Origin of the sequence: Hymenobacter glaciei, assembly GCF_039539585.1 — a bacterium.
GTDB lineage: Bacteria > Bacteroidota > Bacteroidia > Cytophagales > Hymenobacteraceae > Hymenobacter > Hymenobacter glaciei.
On sequence record NZ_BAABDK010000032.1, the window covers coordinates 164,416 to 186,659 of the forward strand.

Consider the following 22,244-nt stretch of genomic DNA (forward strand, 5'->3'; position numbering starts at 1 on the left):
AGTGCACCAAATGAAAAGCCTTTTCCGCGCGGGGTGCGGGTTTAAGCAAGCAGCTTAACAATTAGTGCAGTAGAGTGGTTAGCACACACCGCTGGACCCCTATCAGAATGCGCAAGAGCCCGATAGCGCAGGGCGGTGCTGCTCACTTAGGGCCTCGTGAAATAATAACAATATTTCGACAAGTAAGCTTGTCAATAAACATACATTATTTATACATTTGTCGGATAGTGAAAACCCAGATAACCAGTGGTTTGTGTAAATATTAAAGAACTAGTTGTGCTTTCTGCTTAATGTCATTTTTTCAACCAATTGCCTGTATGAAAAGAATTTTTACTCCCCTTTTTGCTGGTTGCCGCATGCCACACGGCACGTATTGGCTGGTGGTATTGCTGGCAATGGTAGCCACTACCACCTGGGCCCAGACTCCTACCACGGGCCTCATTTTTAAGGCGGCAACCGTTGGTACACCCGGGGCGGCCGTGCTCGACCCCAACAACGACGGCTATGTGTCGGCTACCTCGGCCGGCTTTTCGGGCACCAACGACCTTGGTACTGCCAGCGAGCTGCCCTACCGCTACCTGCCTCAGCGCATCACCAACGAGCCGATGTCGGACCTACGGGTGGGGCCGAGCACCAAGTTTACCGATTTCGCCGATGTGCCCGGCGGCGGCGGCACGGTGGGCTTCTACGTCGATGCCAACAGCAACTACATGTTTCGCTTCCGGCTGGGCGGAGCCGCGCCCAACTCGAAGGGCTACAGCATTGCCATCGACACCGACAACAAGTTTGGATTTACGGGGCCCAATGCCGACCCTAATGCCGTGGCGGGCAACCCCGGTTTTGAGATGGAAATTCTGCTGGCCTCGAACTTTGGCGTGCGCCTCTACAACATCGACGGCACCACCAACCCCACCGATAAGGGCCTTGACAACCTGGCCGGGCCCGACGGCAGCATGATTGAGCTACCCTACGCCAGCTACGCGCAGAAAGCCATCGCCGCCACCACCAACGACGGCACCCTCGACGTGTTCTACGATTTCTACATGCCGCTGTCCGTCATTCAGGCGCAGTTCGGCAGCCGCACGTTCTTCAACAGCACCGGCGGCACGGCCGTGCCGTTTTCGCTGAGCACTTCGCTACGCATGGTGGCCAACACCATCATCGCCCCGCATAGTGTGACGCACACCCAGAACATCTCCGACATTGGGGGCATCAACGATACCGCTACCCCCAACACCGACAACGGCTTTCTCGAACTTATTGGCGGGTTCACGCCCACTTCCGGGGGCTCGCTGCCGCCCGGAGGCAGCATTTCGGCCCGCACCGCGCCGCCGGTAGTGAGCTCACCCATTCAGCAGGGAGCCACCTCGGTATCGGGCACCTCAACCGAGGCCGTGGGTACCGTGATTACCGTGTACGTGAACGGCACAGCGCTCGGCACGACCACCACGGTGCAAGCCGGAGGCACCTGGACGCTGACGGGCATTGGCCCGCTGGCAGCCACCAATCTGGTGAAAGCGACGGCTACGGCCCCGGGCAAGTCGGTTTCGACCTTCTCCAACGAAGTGCAGGTAGGCGGCGCTCCGGCGTGTGCCACGGCAACGCCCGGCATTACTTGCTCCGGCGACCGGGGCATTTACGGAACTGCAATCCCTGGGGCTACGGTATACCTGCGCTACCCCGATGGTAGCCTAGTGGGCCTTGCCGACCGCACCAAAAACCTGAACGCCAACCCTGTTATTGCAGATGCTGCAGGCGTCTATTTCTTTACCTCTGGGGGCGGCAACTCAACTTGCACCAACGGACAGCCCGACGCGCTGCAAGGTACTTACTTGGTATCGCAGCAAGCTCCCAGCACCACCTGCGAATCGAAGCCGGCCATTGTGTGTATCAACGCAGTAGCTACGGCCACTCCGGTCGTGACAACGCCCAAGCCCATTACCCCCACCACCACCAGCATTGCCGGCACGGCCGTGACCGGAGCCATTGTAACGCTTTCCATCGATGGCAACCGCTTTAGCAACATAACAGCAACAACTGGCACCTTCAACTTTACGGGGGCAACTTTGCCCACACTCACCACCGGCCGCGTGCTTACCATCTCGGCTACCGCCAACTCTACCACCTGCGTTTCGGCCAATGTTACCTTAAACGTGGTAACGGCCCGCACCGTAGTGCCGCCCGTTGTGGCCGGCCCACTCTACACCGGCGGCACCACCGTGAAGGGTACGTCGGTGGAAGCTCCCGGCTCCACCATTACGCTCACGACCTACAGCAGCCTCGACGGCACTGGCACCGCTACCGCCACCTACACCACCACGGTGCAGGCCGACGGCACCTGGTCGCTCACCACGACTGCTTTGGTTGCCAACAGCAGCGTGAAAGCGACGGTAACGCCTACCGACTACGGTAGCAGCGGCTTCTCGAACGTCGTGCCCGTGCTCACCCGCACCGCCATAGTGCCTACCATCACGGGCACCTACGTGCAGGGTGGCACCTCGGTCACGGGTACGGTGCCGGCTGGTACAGCGGTGGGGACTGTCATCACTATTTACGAAGACGGCTACCCGCTCCTCGATGCCAACGGCAACCCCGTGACCACCACCGTGCAGGCCGGCAACGTTTGGACGTTGAGCAACCTGAGCAGCGGCAGCGGTGTCGCGCCCAACACCGCGTATCCCGACCTGTACGCCGGCGGTGTGCTAACGGCCACGGCCACGCTGGCAGGGCAGGCCGAAGGGGGCCTATCGAACGCCGTGCCGGTAGGGTGCGCCACCCTGGCCGCTAAATCCATTGCGCCCACTGCCATTTGCCAGAACAACGCCACGTCATTCACGGTGACCAATGCCGAGGCGGGCATCATTTACACCTTGCAAAACACCAGCAACACCACCAACGTGGGCGCGTCGAAAGTAGGAACCGGGACCGACCTTGTGCTCACAACTCCCGTCTACAGCACTGCCGGCACCTACCCGTTGCAATTGAACACGTTCAGCGTCGGGGCCGTGAACTGCCAGCAGACTTCGGGTTCGGTGAGCCTAACAGTGAACCCATTGCCGCTCACGCGCACCGTTACGCCGCAGGCCAGCACGGTTTCGACCAACACGGCAGCTGTGCAAGGCACCAATGTGGTGGTGCAGAGTTCGGAATCTGGCGTGTCGTATCAGCTCACCAATGCCAGCACCAACGCCAACGTCGGTTCGCCTCAGCCCGGCAACGGCGGCAACCTGAACCTGCCCACCGGCCGCCTGAATACTACGGCCACCAGCACTACATACGCCGTGAAGGGTACCAACTCGACAACCGGCTGTACCCAGCAAGTGGGCACGGCAACCGTTAACTACACGGGACCACTGCCCGTCGAGCTTTCGGCTTTTGACGCCAGCGTCAGCTACGGCGATGCGGTATTGACCTGGACAACTGCTTCAGAAAAAAACAGCGCCTATTTCGCAATTGAGCGTTCCATCGATGGCGAAAGATTTGCGCCCGTTGGCGAGGTTAGCGGCCAGGGTACGAGCACGCAACAACACGTTTACTCGTTCCGCGATGCCGGCGCTGCTCGCTTGGGCCGCCAGCTCTACTACCGTTTGCGCCAAGTCGACCAAGATGGCAGTACCGCTTACTCGCCTGTACGAACGGTTCGGTTTGCCGGTAGCGAAGCGTCTGCCACCATTCTGCTCTACCCCAACCCAACAGCCACCGACGTCACGTGTAGCCTGGCGTTGCTGCCCATCGGCACGTATGCCGTGCAGGTGCTTAGCCTCACAGGCCAAGTGCTGAGCACAACCCAGCTGCGGGCCGACCAGCCGCAGGCATTGAACCTAACCGACCTGCCGGCCGGCCTCTACCTGGTGCACGTGCAAAGTGCTGGCCTGAGTCTGACGCAACGCGTGGTGAAACTGCGCTAACACCAACTACCGGCCGCGGCCGATGCAAAAATCCCCGCTTTCCCTATTGGCTGTAATGGCCTGGGAAGCGGGGATTTTTTGTGTGCACCAGCGCCGGCTACTTCGCCGTGTCCACGGTCGGTTCCATCTTGGTGAATATGTCGAGGTGCTTTTTCAACACCAGAACGGTTTTGGCAGCAAAGGCTTTGATGTAGAGTGCTGAAGCTTTGGCAGAGGCGCCGGGATGCCTCCCTTGTGGTCCTCGAGTATTTCCTGGGGCTATTTCTGGTCCATTACCAGTTCCAGAAATCAAAGCATTAAGACGAAGCCACCAGGCGAAATAGCACCGGGCTCCTTTGGCTACGGGAGCTTATCCGCCGCATCGGCCGCTTCTTTGGCGGCATCAAGCTGCTCTTCTACCGGGCCGTGGTACTTGGCTGCGAAGCCGCGAATGTCGCCGTCGTAGGCGTCACCGCTCATGTCATCAAAGGCGTCCTCGTCCTGCTTTTGAGTCTTGACCAGCAGCGCCATCAGGCGCTTGTCGAGTTGCGCACCGGTTTGGGTGCTGGCTTCGTGGTAGGCTTCCTGTTCGTCGCCGCCCAGGGCAGCAGGCACGGTCAGGCCTTTGGCGGCGGCCAGAGACCGTAGCGTAGCCAACAGTTCGAGGCGTTGTGGAACCAGCTGGGCACCGTAGCTGCGCACATCGGGCGCGGTGGCACGGGCCTGAGCCAGCTTGCCCAGTTCTACTTCGAGCAGGGCATTGCTGGTGCTTTTTACCAGAAATTCGGCGTCCGCTTCCTGCTTTTTGGTAATGTCGGCCGTGTCGATTTTCTTCTCGTTCTGGGCCGTAGCGGCGTCCACGGCATCTGTGTTGGAACCATTGCCCGAGCAGCTACCGAGCAGGGGCAGCGCCACTACCAAACGCCAGAACAGGTGGCGGGGGAGGGGCGTGGAATTCAGAGAAATAGGCATGAGCGAACTGTAACCGCCCGACTCCTTTGGCCGGGCGTGCACGCTATACGGGCGGCAGAAACCGGGGTTTGGCCGAGACCGGGGCAAATTTTTTTATGCTGATTAAACCAGGGGCTACCTTCCGCTTCCAACCGGCCACAAACGCAGTACTTCATTTCATTTCTCACTTCATTCCCACTTATTTTTCACATCCCGTTATGCGTACCGCCACTCTCCGTTCCTTTGCTTTAGCATGCTTCGCCAGCGCCGCGCTGCTCACCACCGGCTGCAACCGCAACAACGACGCCACGCCCACCGACGACATCACCACGGCTGAAGACCGCACCGACGACAACTCCGAAACGGCCATGAGCTCGGAAGCTGCCCAGATGGCTGGCCCCGCTGACCCCAACACCCCCGGCTCACCCAACCTCATCACCGACGCCGAATTCCGTGCCCGTTTTGGCGGTTGCGCCACCCGTAGCTACGACGCCAGCACCAAAACCCTCACCATCGATTTCGGCACCACTAACTGCCTGTGCGCCGATGGCCGCTACCGCCGCGGTAAAATCGTTGTGCGTTTCACCACCGATGTGCTGACGCGCCGTGCCGGCTCCGTGGTTACCCGCGTCGATTACTTTGTGAACGACAACCAGCACACCGCGACCCGCACCTTCACCGACATCGGCAACGGCTCGTTCACCGTCGACGTTACCAACGCCAGCATCATCCGCGCCAACAACGGCGGTACCCATTCCTGGACGGCCAACTGGACCTTTAACCGCACCGCCGGCTTCGGCACCCCCCAGGTTGCCGATGACGTGTACAGCGTAACCGGTTCGGCTACCGGCACCAATCGTAAGAGTGTGGGCTACACCTCCACCATCCAGAGCCCGCTCATCAAGCGCGCCGACTGCCCCAAATACTTCGTGCAGGGCACGATGGCTATCACCAACACCAACAGCAAGGCCATGACGTTGGACTACGGTAACGGCACCTGCGACAACGTGGCCACTGCTACCGTGAATGGCCGCACGCGCACGATTTCACTGCGATAACCGCTTCGGCTTAGAAAACAAAAAGAGCCGCCCCGGCAGGGGCGGCTCTTTTTGTTTATGCCAGTATGAACGGCTGCCGGGTGGGGGTCGACAACAAAACAGAAAAGCTTATTCGCCCTTGAAAGCCGGCTTGCGCTTTTCGCTAAAGGCCTTCACGCCTTCAAAATAATCGGCCGACTCGCCGGCAATCTGCTGGCAGTGGGCTTCGTAGTCGAGCATTTCGTCGAGCGTGGCGGCACCGGCCTTGTTCAGCATTTGCTTGATGAGGCCGATGGACTTGGTGGGCGCGGCGGCGTAGCGGCCGGCCAGGGCATAAGTAGCCTCGTCGAGCTGCTCGGGCGCTACTACCTGGTTCACCAGGCCCAGACGCAACGCTTCCTCGGCGGGCACCTTCGAGCCCAGGCTGCACAGCTCGAATGCCTTGAGCGTACCCACCAGCCGCGGCAGAAACCACGACGAGCCCGAATCGGGCACCAAGCCGATGTTGATGAACACCTCAATCAATGAAGCCTCGGTGCTGGCCACCAGCGCGTCGCAGGCCAGCGCCAGCGAGCAGCCCGCACCCGCTGCCACGCCATTAATGCGCCCGATGATGGGTTTTGGGAGCGCCCGCATGGCCCGAATGATGGGGTTGTAGCGCTTGTGCAGCGAGTCGTAAAAGGAGCGTTTCTCGGCGCCCTGCGCCGCCTTCAAATCCTGGCCCGAGCAGAACGCGCGGCCTGCTCCCGTGAGCACCACTGCCCGCACGCTGGCATCGCGCGCTACCTGCTTCAAAGCGTCCTGCAGCTCGTAGCTCAGCGGGTCGTTGAAGGCGTTGAACACCTCCGGGCGGTTCAGGGTAATGGTGGCCACGCCGTCGGGGCGTACATCGTAAAGCAGGCAGGTATATTCCATCTGGTGAATTGGCGGGTTAGTAAATTATTGGGCGGGTGAGGGCAGTGTATGCAGGTGCAAATAACGCAGGCGAATGTAGCCCGGGCATAATTTCCCCAAGGCACTAACCCGCCGACCCGCTACTCAGCAGGGCTTCGGCCACCAGTAGGTCTTCCGGCGTTGTGATTTTTAAATTGCGGTAGTCGCCCTCCACCAGCTGCACGCGGCACAGGTCGTCCACTACCGTGGCGTCGTCGGTGAAATTGGCCAGTTCGGGCATGGCGTAGGCGCGGCGCAGCAGGTCTATTTCAAAGGTTTGGGGCGTTTGCATCAGGCGCAGGCGGCTGCGGTTCTGGGCCGCCGAGCCGTGTGGCGATACCAGCCGCACCGAATCCTTCGGCAGCACTGCCGCCGCCGCCGCGGCATGGGTAGCGGCGGCGGCGTAAGTGCGCTCCACTACCGCACGGCTTACGAGCGGGCGCACGCCGTCGTGCACCGCCACCAGCCCTTCGGGGTATGCAACCAGCGCCGCCAGCCCTGCTTTCACCGAAGCCCAGCGCGTGCCCCCGCCCGCCACCAGCCGGTGCGGAATCGTCACGGCAAACTCGGCGCACAGTGCCTGCCAGGTAGTGAGCTGGTCTTTGGGCAGTACCACCACCATCTCGGCCACGCGCAGCGCCGGGTCGGCAAAACGGCGCAGCGTATGCAGCAGTACTGGTTCGCCGCGCAGCAGCAGAAACTGCTTGGGACGGTCGGCACCCATGCGCGTGCCGCTACCGCCAGCTACCAGAATGGCTAATCTGGGGGCGTTGAGGCTGGGAAGCCCGGGTGCCTGACGTGGAAGGGGAGGGGTTTTCATTGGCACGAAGTTCTGCTAAAAAAAAATGCCGGAATTCCCTGTCAGGAAATTCCGGCATTCTCACCGTTGGCATTGCGAATGCTTACAGAATCAGCATCGCGTCGCCGTAGCTGAAGAACTTATACTTCTCCTTGATGGCCTGCTTGTAGGCTTCCATCATCAGCGGGTAGCCGGCAAAGGCCGAGGCCAGCATGATGAGCGTGCTCTCCGGCATGTGGAAGTTGGTGAGCATGCAGTTGGCGATTTTGAAATCGTGGGGCGGGAAGATGAACCGGTCAATCCATCCCTGCGTGGGCTTCATGCGGGCATTGGCCGACACCGACGCCTCCATGGCGCGAACGGTGGTGGTGCCTACGGCGCACACCTTCTTCTTGGTATCAAGGGCCTTGTTCACTATTTCGCAGGCCGGCGCCGTCACAATGAAGTTCTCCGAGTCCATCTTGTGCTTGGTCAGGTCTTCTACGTCTACCGTGCGGAAGGTGCCCAGGCCCACGTGCAGCGTCACGAATGCTGGCTCCACCCCTTTAATTTCCATGCGCTTCATTACCTCGCGGGTGAAGTGCAGGCCCGCCGAGGGAGCCGCCACTGCGCCAATGTGCTCGGCGTAAATGGTCTGGTAACGCTCTTTATCAGCAGGCTCGGTTTCGCGGTTAATGACTTCCTTCGGCAGCGGGGTTTCGCCCAGCTCATACAGGGCTTTGCGGAACTCCTCGTCGGTGCCATCAAACAGGAATTTGATGGTTCGGCCGCGCGAAGTCGTGTTGTCAATTACTTCGGCCACCATGTCCGACTCGCCGAAATAGAGCTTGTTGCCGACGCGAATTTTGCGGGCGGGGTCTACCAGCACGTCCCACAGGCGCAATTCCTTATTCAGCTCGCGCAGCAGGAAAACTTCGATTTTAGCACCGGTTTTCTCCTTGTTGCCGTACAGGCGGGCCGGAAAAACCTTCGTGTCGTTGAACACCAGCACGTCACCCTCGGCAAAATAATCGAGGATATCCTTGAAGTTGCGGTGCTCAATCTGGCCGGTCGCGCGGTGTACCACCATCAGGCGGCTTTCGTCGCGGTTGCGGGCGGGGTGCAGGGCCACCAGCTCTTCAGGGAGTTCAAATTTGAACTCGTGCAATTTCATTGCCATAGGGCTGTATTTAGGGAATATACGAGAATTTGGGGAGGCAAAAGTACGGCTTTTATTTGAGATTGTTTCCTTCCAAAGCTATACGGCAGTAAAACAATGAAAAAAGCGGCGTCTGGGCCAAGAGTTGCCGGGTGGCAAGCAGCCCGGCGAGTAGCAAATCATTGCCAGCCAGCCGCAACTTCGCGGCCGAATCCCGTCTTTTACCCTTTGGATGCAGCCCTTACGCGCGGCATCCGGCTGCTATGCTCGCCCTTCGCCTTACTTTCGAAAGCTTCCGCTTTGCCTGGGATGCCCTCAAATCCAACATTTTGCGCACGGTGCTGTCGCTGCTTGGCGTCACGGTGGGCATCTTTTCCATCATTGCCGTCTTCACCATCGTCGACTCCCTGGAGGCCAACATCCGGAGCAGCCTCGACTTTGTGGGCGATAAGGTAATTTACGTGCAGAAGTGGCCCTTTGCTTTCGGGGCCGATTTTGCCTGGTGGAAATATTTTAACCGCCCGAACCCGTCGCCGCGCGAATTCCAGCAGCTCCGCCGGCAACTGGGCGCCAACAACAAGGGCGTGGCCATTTTCGCAGCCAAAAGCGGGAACACATTCAAAGCAGGTTCCAACTCGGTGGCCGACTGCGTGTTGCAGGGGGTGAGCTACGACTACCGCGCCGTGAGCAACGTGCCCATCAAAGAAGGCCGCTACTTTACGCAGCAGGAAATGGACGGTGCCCGCCCGGTGGCCATCATCGGGGCCACCATCGCCGAGAACCTATTCCCGGGGGCCAGCGCGCTGGGGCGCCAGTTCAAAGCGAAGGGCCAGACCTTTACCGTCATTGCCGTGCTCGAAAAGGAGGGCAAAAAGCTCCTTACCATCTCCAGCAACGACGCCAACTGCCTTATTCCCTTTCCAATGTTCACCAAGCTTTTTGCTTTGGGCATCACCGGCTTCGGGGGCGGCCCCACAGCTTCGCTCGCCGTGAAGGGCCGCAACGAGGACCCGGGCCTGCTCGATTTGGAATACGAAATGCGCGGCGCAATGCGCAACATCCGGGGCCTGAAGCCTCGGCAGGAAGACAACTTCGCCCTGAACCGCCCCGAAATGATTGCCTCGGCCATCGGCGAGTTCTTTGGGGTAATTGGCGTGGTGGGCGGCATCATCGGCTCCTTTGCTATTCTGGTAGGCGGTTTCGGCATTGCCAACATCATGTTTGTGAGCGTGCGCGAGCGCACCAACATCATTGGAATTCAGAAGTCGTTGGGGGCCAAAAATTTCTTCATTCTCTTCCAGTTTCTGTTCGAAGCCGTGTTCCTGTGCCTCATTGGCGGGCTGGGCGGCCTGCTGCTGGTGTGGCTCGTGACGCTGGTGCCGCAAGACTCGCTGCCGCTCACCATGTCGGCGGCGCGGGTGGTGCTGGGGCTGCTTATCTCGGTGGGAATTGGCATTGTGGCCGGCATCGTGCCCGCCGTACTGGCTGCCAACCTCGACCCCGTAATTGCCATTCGGGCCAAGTAGCGCAACGGGTGCACCCGACGCTGCCCGGGTAAAAAGCACGTTGTGCACTGCTGCGTTGTGCACAACGCTTATTTTTCAAATTCCATTTTCTTTGACCTCGGCGCTACCGCATGACGCTACCTCCCTTCTTTAGCTATACAATCCTGGGCAACACCCTGGGCCAATACCTGATTGCTGCTTTAATTATTCTGGTTGGCAGCCTTTTCCGCCGGCTACTGTCACGGCTGCTTAGCAAGTTGTTCTTTTCGCTCACCAAGCACTACGCGGCCGGGGTAAGCGAGGAAGAACTGTACAACCTACTCATCCAACCCCTCTCGACGCTGCTGCTGCTGCTCACCCTGGCAATTGCCGGCGCCACGCTCACCTATCCGCACAGTCCCCTGGCCATGCCCGGCCAGATTCCGTGGCACGAGGTGCTGCTGGGGCGGTTGCTGGCACTGGCCTTCATTGTCGCCGCCGCGCACGTAGCCCTGCGGCTGGTCGATTTTGCCCTGCTGGTGCTGCATCGCCGGGCCGCTCTGCGCCCCGTAACCGGCCCTACGCGGCTCGACAATCAATTCCTGCCTTTCGCCAAAGACTTGCTGAAGGTATTATTCATCATTATTGCCATATTGGTGGCATTGGGGCAGGTATTTGGGGTAAACGTAACGGCCCTTATCGGTGGCCTGGGCATTGGTGGGCTGGCCGTAGCGTTCGCGGCCAAGGAAAGCCTCGAAAACCTCATTGCCTCGTTCACCATCTTCCTCGACCAGCCCTTTGGCGTGGGCGACCTCGTGACAGCCGGCGACGTGAGCGGTACCGTTGAGAAAATCGGTTTCCGCAGCACCCGCCTGCGCACGGCCGAAAAAAGCTACGTAACGGTACCCAACAAAAGCATGATAGACAAGCCCCTCGACAACCTCTCGCTGCGCACCTCGCGCCGGGTAGGGTTCACGCTTGTTTTCGACCAGAAAACCACTAGTGTGCAACTCCACGCCATTATTGCCGGAGCGGTGGCGGGCATCAAGACACATGCGCTCGTCACGCAGGACGTGCAGATGAAGTTCAGTGCCCTCACATCTGCGGGCAAGGAAGTTACGGTGCAGTATTTCGTCGAAACAACCAGCTACGACGAATACCTCGACGTGAAAGAAGAACTCAACTACCGTATTGTAGAGGTAATTGAGCGCGAAGGTGGCAGCCTGGCCGGCGCTCCGGCGCAGGTTGCCGCTCCCAAAAGTTGAACACGACACGGTTGCCTGGGTGCGAAGGCAAATTCCGACTAACAAAAAAGCCCCTCCGCATGCGGAGGGGCTTTTTTGTTAGTCGGAATTTGAATAATGTAGCGGCCTAGCGGCCGCCAAAGATGCCGCCGAGCAACGAGCCCATGCCGCCGCCAAGCAGGCCGCCCAGGCCGCCACCGCCCGAACTAGCCGAACGCTGATTTGGCTGGCCGCCCAGGCCGCCCAGTACCGACATGATAGAACCCAAGCCGCCGCCGCCAATGGCCGACTGCTGCTGCGGCACGCCGGCCCCGGCACCGCCGCCCATTACGTTGCCAAGCAGGCCACCGAGCATGCCGCCCATGCCGCTTTGGGCCGCACCACCAAGCAGGCCGCCCATGCCGCCGCTAAGCAAGCCACCCAAGCCGCCGCCCGAGTTGCTTTGGTTGCCGTAGCTAGCGTTCGAGCTTCCGCCGCTCATTACTTTCGACAGCACCATGGGCGCTACCACCCCAAGCAAGCCAGCCATGAGGGCTCCTTTGGGAATGCCCACGCTCGAAAGCTTGTCGCCAATGCTGCTGAAGAAGCCTTCCTTGGCGGGGTCCTGCGGGTCATGGCTCACCGTGGCAGCCTCGTCGACTACAGTTTCCAGGGTTTGCTGCTGCTGCGGGTTGATGCCCAAGTACTGCGACATTTTGTTTACCATGGCTTCCTCATCGTTCGAATAAGCACCATCGGCGCGGGAGAAGCTGATGAGGTCGGTGATGAGCGAGTAGCGCAGGTCGCTGCCCTTGAGCACATCGAGCTGCTGTTGAATGGTTTCGTTGCTTGGGTCGTTGGCGGCGGCCGATACCTGCTGCGTCGATTCGGCCGACATGCCGGCCTGTTGGCACAAAGCCTGCAAAAACTGACCTTCTTCGGTCGAAGCTTGGCGGTCGGCCGTTGCAAGGCTGGCAATGGCGCTCAGGTAAGCTGTTTTTTCGTTTTCTGAGTAGTTCTGGAGCAGTTGCGTGTTCATAAAAAGAAAAACAAGAGGGGGTGAAGAATGATTGGGATTTCGTTAACGGCTCCCTGCCAATTCCGTTGCTTGCACGGGCTTTGTGTTGACTAGCGGCAGTTATCAGAATTATTTTCGAAAAATTTCTATCCCTGAAAATGAAATTGTTGGGCCCCTTTGAACACCGAAATTGCCGCTTCCGAAGCAGAAATGAGTTTGCCGGGTTTGGCATTTCCAAAAACACCTCCCATCTTTGCAATCCCAAACGGCAGCAACGCCACACGGGGGATTAGCTCAGCTGGTTCAGAGCATCTGCCTTACAAGCAGAGGGTCACTGGTTCGAACCCAGTATCCCCCACACTGAAATACAGCCACTTAGCTTATAGACTAAGTGGCTGTATTTATGTTGGTTTAAACCTTGGTTTAAACAAGTAGCCTGGGAGGTTAGCTCAGTTGGTTTAGAGCGCTTGCTTCACACGCAAGAGGTCGAAGGTTCGAATCCTTTACTTCCCACCACTCCACAACAGCCGCTTCGCTTCACTGCGGAGCGGCTGTTTGGCTTTTCGGGCCTTTCAATAGCTCCTCGCGGATTGGGCAATATCAGGGCATTGTTTGATACGGCTGTGCCAAGCCTGCCAGTGTGTTGGCAGAGGCGCCACAACTTGCATCAGAAGTTCGCAAGAAGCTGCGATTTTCGGTACTGTGACTGCGAGCCCAAAACTCTTTGCTCATGAGCCGCAAAAATGCTGTTCAGACCGCAGCGAATGAAATTGCAAGCGACGTCTCAGAGCCAGTAACACAACGGACGGATGCCTTTTTTGACCAATTTGCGCGCGTTAGTCGCTTGAAGTAGTACGACTAGCTACGATTGCACGATATCGGCAAGGCACCGCTGATTGCTGTGGTTGAGCTGCGGTTGTCGCAAGCGTAAAAATCTGGTGCTGTACATGTTATTCAGCCCCTGCCCAGCGCTGTAGTAGCGGAAATCCGATATTGCATTGAATATAGATAATAGAAATAAAGAATTAATCAGATTTATTTTTTGATAAAGTGCTGTAAATTGTAGTAAAAGCAATTACATTTATAGAAAAAATTCGAATTGTTATGGAAACGGTCTTCCCCTTTTTTAGTAACTCCCCCGATGAAGCTGGGTCTGCCATTTACCACACGCATCCACGCTGCCGGGTAGCACACCAAATACCGGCAGAGGCCCGGGTGCTGGGCACCGGAGAGAGCCGGGGCGAGTGCCCGTTTTGTTTTTTGCTGGCGCAGTTTCAAGCCAACCGCGGGTTGCGCGGGCATTCGCCAGCCGACCCTCCTCCAAACATCAGTTCAGGTAGTGTTGATGCTACGTCGCGGCCATTGCGTGCCCCATCGCTGCACCGTTAGGCAACACATCGGGAACCGGCAGGCAGATGATGAATTCAGTGAATTCATTTTCGCACGAGTCCACGGTGAGGGTGCCGCCGTGGTCGCGCACCACAATGTCGTGCGCCAGCGCGAGGCCCAGGCCGGTGCCTTCGCCAGTTGCTTTGGTGGTGAAGAAAGGTTGAAAGATGCAGGCGCGGACGGCCGCTGGAATACCCGGGCCATTGTCACGAACCGAAATTTCGATGTGGCCCGAAGGGAGCAGGCGGGAGCTGAGGTGTACCGCGGGTGCATAACCGGCCTCACCGCACTGCTGGCGCTGGCGCACGGCGTAGAAAGCATTGCAGAACAGGTTAAGGAAAACGCGGCCCAGGTCGGGCGCTACCACGGGCACCAGGGGCAAGTGCGCCGCTAAATGAGTGCTGCGGGCCGCCACAAAGGTTTTGTTTTTGGCGCGCATGCCCTGGTAGGCCAGGCGCAGGTATTCGAGGGCCAGGGCATTAAGGTTGGTGGGCAGGTGGGGCGGGGGCGGGCCGCCGTGCGAGCGGGCCAGCATGCTGGAGATAATGGATGTAGCGCGCTGGCCGTGCTGACTGATTTCGCGCAGGTTGCGCCGCAGGCCGGCCAGCAGCAACTCCTGTCCCCCGTCGCCGGCAGCGGTAGGCTCGCCAGCCATGTCATCAACGAGCAGGGTGCTGACATCGGCAAAGTTTTTTACAAAGGCCAGGGGGTTTTGCAATTCGTGGGCAATGCCAGCGGTGAGCTCACCCAAAAACGCCATTTTTTCGCTTTGTACCAACTGGGCCTGGGTTGCTTCGAGGCGGACCAGGGTAGCGCGCAACTCGTCGCGCTGGGCTTCGAGCTGGGCATTTTGGGCGTTGAGTTGCTGGTTGGCCCGCTGGCGCAGGCGGCCGTAGCGCCACAGCAGCAGCAGCGCGGGCAAGGTGGCGGCCAGTGTAACCATCAGCCAGATTTGGCGCCGGTGCGTGGCCGCCTGCACCCGCTGCACATCGAGCTCGCCCAGACGCAACCGCTCGCCTACGTCGAGGGCTTGCATGTGGGCAAGCTTGGTGGTACTGAAAAGGGTGTCGCGGGTAATATTGGCCAGTTGCTGAAAGCGGAAAGCGGCGGCGGTGTCGTGGCGCGCGGCCTGGGCCGTGGCCAGAAACTGGGCGGCTTCGTACTCGCCGCGCGGGTAGTTGCCACGCTGGGCAGTGTTCAGGGCCTCCTGCGCAAAGTACAGGGCCGAGTCGGTGGGCGGGCCCGTGGATGGGTAAAACAAGCGGGCCTGCCCCAGATAAGCCCGGCAAAGGGCAAACGTGAAGCCGTCGCCCATAGAACGGCGCAGGCTGTAGCGGTAGTAGTGCTGCGCCTGCCGGACGTCGCCGAGGCTGGCGTAGATGTTGCCCAGCATGGCGGCATCGCCCACTTCGCTGCTCAGGTCGTGGTTGCGGAGGTCGAGGGCCAGGCCCTGGCGCGAGTAGAACAGGGCCGAATCGGGCTGGTGCAGCTGCAGGTACACGTTGCCGATGTTGCCCAGCACGCGGGTGAGCACGGCATCGGCGTGGCTGCGCTCGGCTACGGCTTTGGCCCGGCGTAGGTAGAACAGCGCCGCCCGGCTGTTGCCCTGCTCCCAGTTGAGGTAGCCCAGCGCGTTGAGGCCGCGCGCCACAAGTGGCGCATTGCTCACTTCTTCGGCCAGGTGCAGGCCTTTGAGGCCAAAGTACAGGGCTGCGGGGTAGTTGCCCGCTTCGCGAAAACCCGAGCCCAGCCGTATCAGCGCCAGCGCCTGGCCCCGGCGGAAACCGATTTTCTGGGCCAGCTGCAGGGCCTGCCGGCAATAGGCAATGGTAGCCAGTGGGTCGATGTGCGTGAGCTCGGCCGCCAGCTGGCTTAGCAGCAGCACGCGGGTGGTATCGGCCGGGGCCGTATCCAGTTCGTGGCGCAGACTGTCGATGGGGGAAGCGGGCGCAACAGCCGAGCAGCGCATTGCCAGCCCCAGTAGCACCAGAAGAATAACTGATTTCATCGGGATACAGGGAGGGCAGAGGATAAAAAGAACAGCCGACAACCAGGCCCCGTGGCCGGTACGCGTAACGAACGAGCCCGCCGGGCACTGCGAAAGCACCGCGGGCGAGTAGCCCACCAAAGTACTACTATGTTTCGATATAGCTAATGGGTTGGCTTGAAATTGCAGGCTTCTCTGCCGGGCCGGCGCCAGGGCTTTTCTTTGCAGCCCGGCCGCTGCCGTTTTGCGCGGCCGCTGTTCCTGTTGCACGTATGCCGCTGCTCGAAGTAACCACTGCCCGCTTGGCGCGGGAATTCATTGCCCTGCCCGCCCGCCTGCACGCGGGGGTACCCCAATACATCGGCCCGCTCGAAAACGAAGTAGAGGTGGTGTTCGACCCCTACAAAAACCCGAAATTTGCCCATGGCGAGGCCATTCGCTGGGTGCTGACCAATGCGGCCGGCCTGACCATTGGGCGCGTGGCTGCTTTTATTAATCGTGACGCGCCCGACGTGCAGAATGCCGACCTGCCCACCGGCGGCCTGGGCTTTTTCGAGTGCATTGATGACCAGGTAGCCGCCACCCAGCTCTTCGAAGCGGGCCGGCAATGGCTGGCGGCGCGGGGCATGCAGGCCATGGACGGGCCCATCAACTTCGGTGAGCGCGACCGGTTCTGGGGGCTGCTGATTGACGGGTTTGAGCGGCCGCCCAACTACGGCATGTTCTGGCACCCGCCGTACTACCAGGCGCTGTTCGAGCAGTACGGCTTCCAACTCTACTTCAAGCAATACACCTGCTACCGCACCACGGCGGCCCCGCTGCACGCCCGCTTTGCCCAGCAGGCCGCCACGCACGCCGGGGAGTTTCGCTTTGAGCACGCCCGCAAGGCCGACGCCGAAAAACTGGCCTACGATTTCCACCACGTGTATAACCTGGCTTGGGCCAAGCACGGTGGCGTGAAACCGATGACGCTGGACCAGGCCCGCAGCATTGTGAAGGAAATGAAGCCGGTAGTGGACGAGCGCCTGCTGTGGTTTGCTTACCACGGCTCCGAGCCGGTGGCGTTTTTCATCAGCCTGCCCGAGCTAAACCAGATTTTCCGGCACGTGGGCCGGCGGCTGAACTTGTGGGGCAAGCTGCGCTTTCTGCTGGCGCGCTGGCGCTTTATGCGGCGGCCCGACAAACGTCTGTTCGGCATCATCTACGGCGTGGTGCCCGAGTACCAGGGCAAAGGCGTGGATGCGGCCATGCTCGTGTATGCGCGCCAGCAGTTTGTCGACGCGGGTTACGCCGATATCGAAATGAACTGGATTGGCGACTTCAACCCGCGCATGCTGGTCACCATTCGCTCCATCGGGGCCAGCATTGTGAAAACGCACGCGACCTACCGCTACTTGTTCGACCGGAAGCGGCCGTTTGAACGCATGCCTATTATCCGGTAGCCGCGGCTACTGCAGCACCGGAAACGTAATGACGACTTCCGTGCCTGACCTGCCCGGCGCCGACAAGTAGGCTTCTCCTCCCAGCTGCTGGGCCAGGCTCTGCACCAGCCGCAGCCCCAGCGACGAGGCTTGAGCTAACACAAAGCCAGTCGGCAGGCCGGGGCCGTCGTCGGCCATCGTGAGGCGGTAATAGCCCGTAACCGGAACCTCAATCAGCGTCACGGTTACGGTGCAGGCCCGGCCGCCAGCACAGGCATACTTAAAGGAATTGCTGAGCAGCTCATTTACAATCAGGCCCAGCGGCACGGCCGTATCGGTGCCCAGCCGGATGCCGGTGGCTTGCACCACGACGCGCGCGGTAGGCACGGCAAAGGCCGAGCGCAGGTGCTTGGCCAGCTGCTCGGCAAACTGTTGGAAATCGACTTGCGCCAGGTCCTCCGCTTGGTACAGTAACTCGTGGGCCAGGGCAATGGACTTCACCCAGTTTTGCCCTTCGCGCAGCGCGCCGACCACATCGGGCAGCTTCGCCTGGGCATGGGCCTGCAAAGCCAGCAGGCTACTCACAATCTGCAGGTTGTTCTTAACGCGGTGATGGACTTCTTTGAGCAACACTTCCTTGTCGCCCAAGCTGCGGCGCAGTTGCTGCTGCACCAGCTCCAGCTCTTGGTTGCGGGCCTGGGCCTGCTGCTGAGCCAGGGTCAGCTGCTCGCTGGTGCGCCGCTGCAGGCGGTAGCGGTGGTAAAAGGTGCCGCCAGCCGCCAGCGCCAGCAGCAGGGCCAGCCCAAACAGGTTGCGGGTGCCGTGCTGCCAGCGTGCATCGGCCTGCTGCAAGGCGGCCTGGCCGCGCAGCAGTTTAATCTGGGTTTCCTTTTGCTCGGCTTGGTAGCGGGCGTTTAGCGCCGTCAGTTCCCGCGCTTTATCGGCCATTAGGAGGGAGTCGTTGAGCTCCTGGTTGCGCAGCTGGTAGCGGTAGGCGGCCGCATAATCGTGCTGCATGGCACTCAGGGCGGCGAAATCGCCGTAGGTTCCCGCCAGGTTGTAAGGTGACTTGAGGCCGATGCTGATGGCCAGCGCCTGCCGGGCCGAGCGCAGTGCCGCCCCCGACTGCCCCAGACGCTGCTGGGCCAGGGCCAGGCCATTTAGCGCCGAAACCTGGGAGGTTGGCTGGGCGGTTTGCCCAAACAGCCGCTCCGCCCGTTGGTAATAGGTGAGGGAGGCGGGATAGTCGTGCTGCTCGTATGCTATTTCTCCCAAGCCGTACACCAAGTAGCCCAGCTGGACGCGGGCGGCCGGCGAACGCAGATGTTCACCAAGCCGGATGCCGGCCAGCAAGTGCTGGCGAGCCAGCGGGTAGCGATTTTGCTCCTGCAGAAACAGGCCCAGCGCCGCCTCCGTGCCGACCAGGGCTATCGTATCGCGGCGGGGCTGGGCCAGCAGGAGCTTCAGGGCCCGGTCGGTGTAAGTCACGGCGCTGGGCATGTCGTCAAGCATCTGGCTCAAGGAGCCCATGTTGCGCAGCGCCATAATCTGGCTACGTTCGTCGTGCGTGCTGTCGGCTAGCCGCAACGCTTTGAAGTGGGCCCGCATGGCCTCGGGGTAGCGGCCGGCGCTGCGGCTGCTCATCCCCAATTCGTTGTATACGTTTATCATTCCTTGCGCATTGCCCAGCTGGCGCCACAGGCCCAGCCCGGTTAGCAAGGCCGATTCCGATGCGGCGAACTGGTGCCGGTTTCCTTCGACGCAGCCCTGGCCGTAGTAGGTGCGGGCCAGCTCGTCGGTCAGGCCCAGGCGGCGGGCCTCTACGCGGGCGGCCTGCAGGTGCACCATGGCCCAGGCTTCGCGTCCCGGGGCTTTGGTGGCACTCATGCCGATGCAGACCTGCGCCCGTACGGCCAGCGTATCGAGCCCGGCGGCGCGGGCCAGCGCATAGGCCTGCTGCGCTGCCCGGCGGCTAGCGGCTGTGTCGGTGTCGACGGTGGCGCGGCCAGTGGCCAGCAGGGCCAGCACCCGCACCCGGGGCGAGGGCTGGGCCCGAGCAGTTGGGGCGAGGCACAGCAGCAGTGCCGCAGCCCCTACCCGCAACAATTGGCGGCAAAAGTTCATGGAAAGGGATTCGGCGAATTTGAGGCAAGTACGCCACTATCGGGCAAGGTGTGGCCAAGGTTTTAGGTCGTTGGGCCAACGGCGGCTGTCGTTGGTCATAGTCGGCGCAAGGCGGGCTAGGACGGGCTGAGCTAATCACGAAGATTTGCCGGGCAGTCAGGCCGTGGAAGCCAGCAAGTGGCTCCCACGGCCTGACTGCTTTGTTCGCCTGTAATTCCCTCTTTCTCCTTCCCTTCCCAAAAGTTATGAAAAAGCAACTTTATTCGGCATTGGCGGGGCTGCTGGCCTTGGCCCTGCTGCCGGGCTGCCACGACCAGCTCGAAGCTCCGCAGCAGAATACCCCCGACCGCAACCCGGTAGCGGCCAAAGACCATACTCGCAATGCCTTCGAAAACCAGACGCCGCCCGCCCTGGCATCATCGGCAAAAGCGCTAGTACCCGGCGCGGTGGCCCGCCCGGCTGGCAACAACTCGCTGGGCATGTGGCTGTGGTACCTGGGCAGCACGGGCTACAGCTCGCACACTGCCCTGGCCCAGAAGCTGGCCGCCACCGGCGTGAAGCGCATCTATGTGAAAGTGGCCGATGGCGGCTACAACCCCACGGCGTGGCCCGAAGTAAACGACCGCAGCCTGGTGGCCGCCTACAAGAATGCCGGCCTGGAAGTGTGGGCGTGGGCTTACAACTACCCGGGCAACAAAGCCGCCCAGGCCCAAGCCCTAACGGCCGCGTCGGCTGCGGGCTACCAGGGCTTTGTATCCGATATCGAAATCGAATTCGATGGCAAGACCACGGAGCTGCAATCCCTGTTTCAGGCCTTCAGCAATGCCCGGGCCCAGGCCACGCCCGGCTTTAAGCTGTACTGCACCACTTGGGGCAACCCGCGCGACCACAAAATGCGCGTCGACATCATCGACCAGTACGTGGATGCCCACATGCCCCAGACCTACCTCGAAGTGTGGGGGCAGTCATACATGAGCGCGGCGACGAAGTGGGTGACTGCCGGCACGCAGGAATACCGCAGCCTGGGCTGCCGCAAGCCGATTAACCACATCCTCAGCGCCGAGAAAAACATCATTACCTCGGCCCAGCTCAACGAGGCCATCCGGGCCTCGGGTGCCGAAACTTCCATCTGGCGCGTCCCTGGCGGCGGCACTCCGCTCAGCATCTGGAACACGCTGCAGGCCGTCGATTGGACGGTTTCGCTGGGCGGCACGCCCAGCACCGGCGCTCCGGTAACGGTGAGCGCCCCCAGCTACATCCGGGTGGGCCAGCCGGCTACGTTTAGCGGCACGGCCAGCGCCGGGGTGGTCAAAGTTATTGCCTCCGTCGATGGCTACGTCATCAAGGACATGCCCGTGACCAACGGAGCGTATTCCTTTAGCTACACCTTCAGCCAGGCCGGCACGGGAAGGCGCCTCAACATCAACGCCTTCAGCAGCAACGGCACTTCGCTGGCCCAGGTAGCCCAGCTCATCAACGTAAATCCTTAATCCTTTTTCTGCGAAAGAATAAACGACCAATAAGCCTCACCCCAACCAGGGTGGGGCTTGTTGCTTTATTCCTTGAACGAGTAGGGGCGGGGCTTGCCCCCGCCCGTTGTTGGACAATCATCGTTAGTTTGGCGCGAACGACGGGCGGGGGCAAGCCCCGCCCCTACTTGTTCAGGTGCACCAACCTGGAAACTGCGGTCGGTATCAACCCTGGCTAGTTGGGCGAATTGCTGAGCAAATTGAGCCGGCTCAGCAGGGCCGGGTGGTAGGCCCGGCCCACCGGAATGTGCTGTCCCTCCACTACCACCGTCTGACCGCTGAGGGCCGTAATCTTGTTCAGCGCCACGATGTATGACTTGTGAATGCGCAGAAAATCGGCGGGGGGTAGGCGCTCTTCCACTTGTTTGAGGGCAGCCACCGCCGTGTAGCGAAAACCCAAGCACGTATGCATCGTGGTGTAGTTACCATCGGCCTCCAGCCAGCAGATGTCGGCAAAATCTACCCGAACCAGTTGCTTCCGGTCGCGTACGAACAGGCTAGTGGGGGTGGCGTCGAGCGTGGGGGCCGGATTGGTCGAAGGTGTTTCGGTGGCAGCCAGGGCCATTTCCAGGGCCACGAATACTTCTTGTTCGTCGAAGGGCTTCACCAGGTAGCCCAGCGGACGGGCCTGCTTGGCGCGGGCCACGGTAACCGCGTCGGCCAGCGACGTGACGAAGACGAAAGGCAGGCCAAACTCTGCCCGGAGCCGGCTAGCCAAATCGATGCCGTCCAGTTCGCCGCGTAGCGTAATATCGAGTAGCGCCAGGGCAGGTAGCTCGGCCGCGCCGCGCAGCAACGCTAGGGCCTCGGTGGCGCGGTCGGCCACGCCGATTACTTCGTGGCCCAGGCCCTCTACTATGGTCCGCAGATGCGCGGCGATGATAAATTCGTCTTCAACGATAAGAACCTTTGCCATGCGCAGCAGAATTCGGGGTGAGAATGGATTTGCGTAGGTAGATGCGAAGCAAAAACCAGCTTATCGGTTAGTTGGGCACCGTTGGGAAGCGTGGTGAAAGAAACGACAAATACGGCACTTGGTTTTTTAGCGCGGTTTCGGAGTGCGTGCACAGGGCAACGAAGTAGGGGCATAACTGGCGCTTGAGGGCCGCGGTCGTGCAACCGGCTGCTCGGAAGTGGGAGACTCAAATAGGTGAAATCCTGAAAAACAGTAAACGGAGCGCATCAAAAAAGGTGGGGCAAACCGATTGATTGTTCGGTCCAAACGGAAACGGAGCAGATAGCCGCTTCACCCAGCGGTGGCTTGCCCCACCCTTTTTGATGCGCTCCAACGGTATCCTTTTGCAACAAGAACCCCAGCAACGGT

General features: G+C 60.5%; 14 protein-coding genes and 2 tRNA genes. 8 read left to right on the top strand and 8 right to left on the bottom strand.

The features are described from left to right. The first annotated feature begins 317 nt into the window (after positions 1–317). A complete protein-coding gene (locus ABD837_RS21605) occupies positions 318–3,908 on the top strand; it encodes a T9SS type A sorting domain-containing protein (protein ID WP_345058753.1) in 3,591 nt (1,196 codons plus the stop codon). Positions 3,909–4,247: 339 nt separating this feature from the next. Here ABD837_RS21605 and ABD837_RS21610 read toward each other — a convergent pair whose 3' ends face one another. Then, on the bottom strand, positions 4,248–4,859 hold the full coding sequence (locus ABD837_RS21610; protein WP_345058755.1) for a DUF4142 domain-containing protein: 612 nt from the start codon (positions 4,857–4,859) through the stop codon (positions 4,248–4,250). Positions 4,860–5,056: 197 nt separating this feature from the next. Here ABD837_RS21610 and ABD837_RS21615 point away from each other — a divergent pair, with 197 nt between their 5' ends. Next, entirely contained in the window at positions 5,057–5,896 is an 840-nt protein-coding gene (locus ABD837_RS21615) for a hypothetical protein (protein WP_345058757.1), read from the top strand. Between the two features lie 108 nt (positions 5,897–6,004). Here the strand turns inward: ABD837_RS21615 and ABD837_RS21620 are convergent, their stop codons facing one another. The 3 genes from ABD837_RS21620 to queA all read right to left on the bottom strand — a co-directional run bounded on the left by ABD837_RS21620 (position 6,005) and on the right by queA (position 8,760). Further along, on the bottom strand, positions 6,005–6,790 hold the full coding sequence (locus ABD837_RS21620; protein WP_345058759.1) for an enoyl-CoA hydratase-related protein: 786 nt from the start codon (positions 6,788–6,790) through the stop codon (positions 6,005–6,007). A gap of 103 nt (positions 6,791–6,893) precedes the next feature. Continuing rightward, on the bottom strand, positions 6,894–7,628 hold the full coding sequence (locus ABD837_RS21625; protein ID WP_345058760.1) for a 2-C-methyl-D-erythritol 4-phosphate cytidylyltransferase: 735 nt from the start codon (positions 7,626–7,628) through the stop codon (positions 6,894–6,896). An 82-nt stretch (positions 7,629–7,710) separates the two neighbouring features. Continuing rightward, positions 7,711–8,760, bottom strand: a complete 1,050-nt coding sequence (queA, locus tag ABD837_RS21630) for a tRNA preQ1(34) S-adenosylmethionine ribosyltransferase-isomerase QueA (RefSeq protein ID WP_345058798.1) — start codon at positions 8,758–8,760, stop codon at positions 7,711–7,713. A 248-nt stretch (positions 8,761–9,008) separates the two neighbouring features. Between queA and ABD837_RS21635 the strand changes: the two genes are divergently transcribed. Continuing rightward, on the top strand, positions 9,009–10,271 hold the full coding sequence (locus ABD837_RS21635; protein WP_345058762.1) for an ABC transporter permease: 1,263 nt from the start codon (positions 9,009–9,011) through the stop codon (positions 10,269–10,271). Between the two features lie 110 nt (positions 10,272–10,381). After that, positions 10,382–11,494, top strand: a complete 1,113-nt coding sequence (locus ABD837_RS21640) for a mechanosensitive ion channel family protein (protein WP_345058764.1) — start codon at positions 10,382–10,384, stop codon at positions 11,492–11,494. A gap of 106 nt (positions 11,495–11,600) precedes the next feature. Here the strand turns inward: ABD837_RS21640 and ABD837_RS21645 are convergent, their stop codons facing one another. Beyond that, positions 11,601–12,491: a TerB family tellurite resistance protein gene (locus ABD837_RS21645; RefSeq protein WP_345058766.1), complete on the bottom strand. Its 891-nt coding sequence runs from the start codon at positions 12,489–12,491 to the stop codon at positions 11,601–11,603. Positions 12,492–12,753: 262 nt separating this feature from the next. Between ABD837_RS21645 and ABD837_RS21650 the strand changes: the two genes are divergently transcribed. Both ABD837_RS21650 and ABD837_RS21655 read left to right on the top strand, forming a co-directional pair. After that, a tRNA-Val gene (locus ABD837_RS21650) sits at positions 12,754–12,828 on the top strand. An 80-nt stretch (positions 12,829–12,908) separates the two neighbouring features. Beyond that, a tRNA-Val gene (locus ABD837_RS21655) sits at positions 12,909–12,986 on the top strand. 832 nt (positions 12,987–13,818) lie between these two features. Here ABD837_RS21655 and ABD837_RS21660 read toward each other — a convergent pair. Beyond that, positions 13,819–15,867 (bottom strand): tetratricopeptide repeat-containing sensor histidine kinase, encoded by a 2,049-nt coding sequence (locus ABD837_RS21660; protein ID WP_345058768.1) that lies wholly within the window; start codon positions 15,865–15,867, stop codon positions 13,819–13,821. A 251-nt stretch (positions 15,868–16,118) separates the two neighbouring features. On the opposite strand from ABD837_RS21660, the gene ABD837_RS21665 reads away from it, so the two are divergent. Further along, entirely contained in the window at positions 16,119–17,288 is a 1,170-nt protein-coding gene (locus tag ABD837_RS21665) for a hypothetical protein (protein ID WP_345058770.1), read from the top strand. 6 nt (positions 17,289–17,294) lie between these two features. On the opposite strand, the gene ABD837_RS21670 is transcribed toward ABD837_RS21665, so the two are convergent. Continuing rightward, a complete protein-coding gene (locus tag ABD837_RS21670) occupies positions 17,295–19,391 on the bottom strand; it encodes a histidine kinase dimerization/phosphoacceptor domain -containing protein (protein WP_345058772.1) in 2,097 nt (698 codons plus the stop codon). Between the two features lie 245 nt (positions 19,392–19,636). On the opposite strand from ABD837_RS21670, the gene ABD837_RS21675 reads away from it, so the two are divergent. Further along, a complete protein-coding gene (locus ABD837_RS21675; RefSeq protein ID WP_345058774.1) occupies positions 19,637–20,881 on the top strand; it encodes a hypothetical protein in 1,245 nt (414 codons plus the stop codon). 214 nt (positions 20,882–21,095) lie between these two features. On the opposite strand, the gene ABD837_RS21680 is transcribed toward ABD837_RS21675, so the two are convergent. Further along, positions 21,096–21,836, bottom strand: coding sequence for a LytR/AlgR family response regulator transcription factor (locus ABD837_RS21680; RefSeq protein ID WP_345058776.1), 741 nt, complete (start codon positions 21,834–21,836; stop codon positions 21,096–21,098). Positions 21,837–22,244 lie beyond the last annotated feature (408 nt).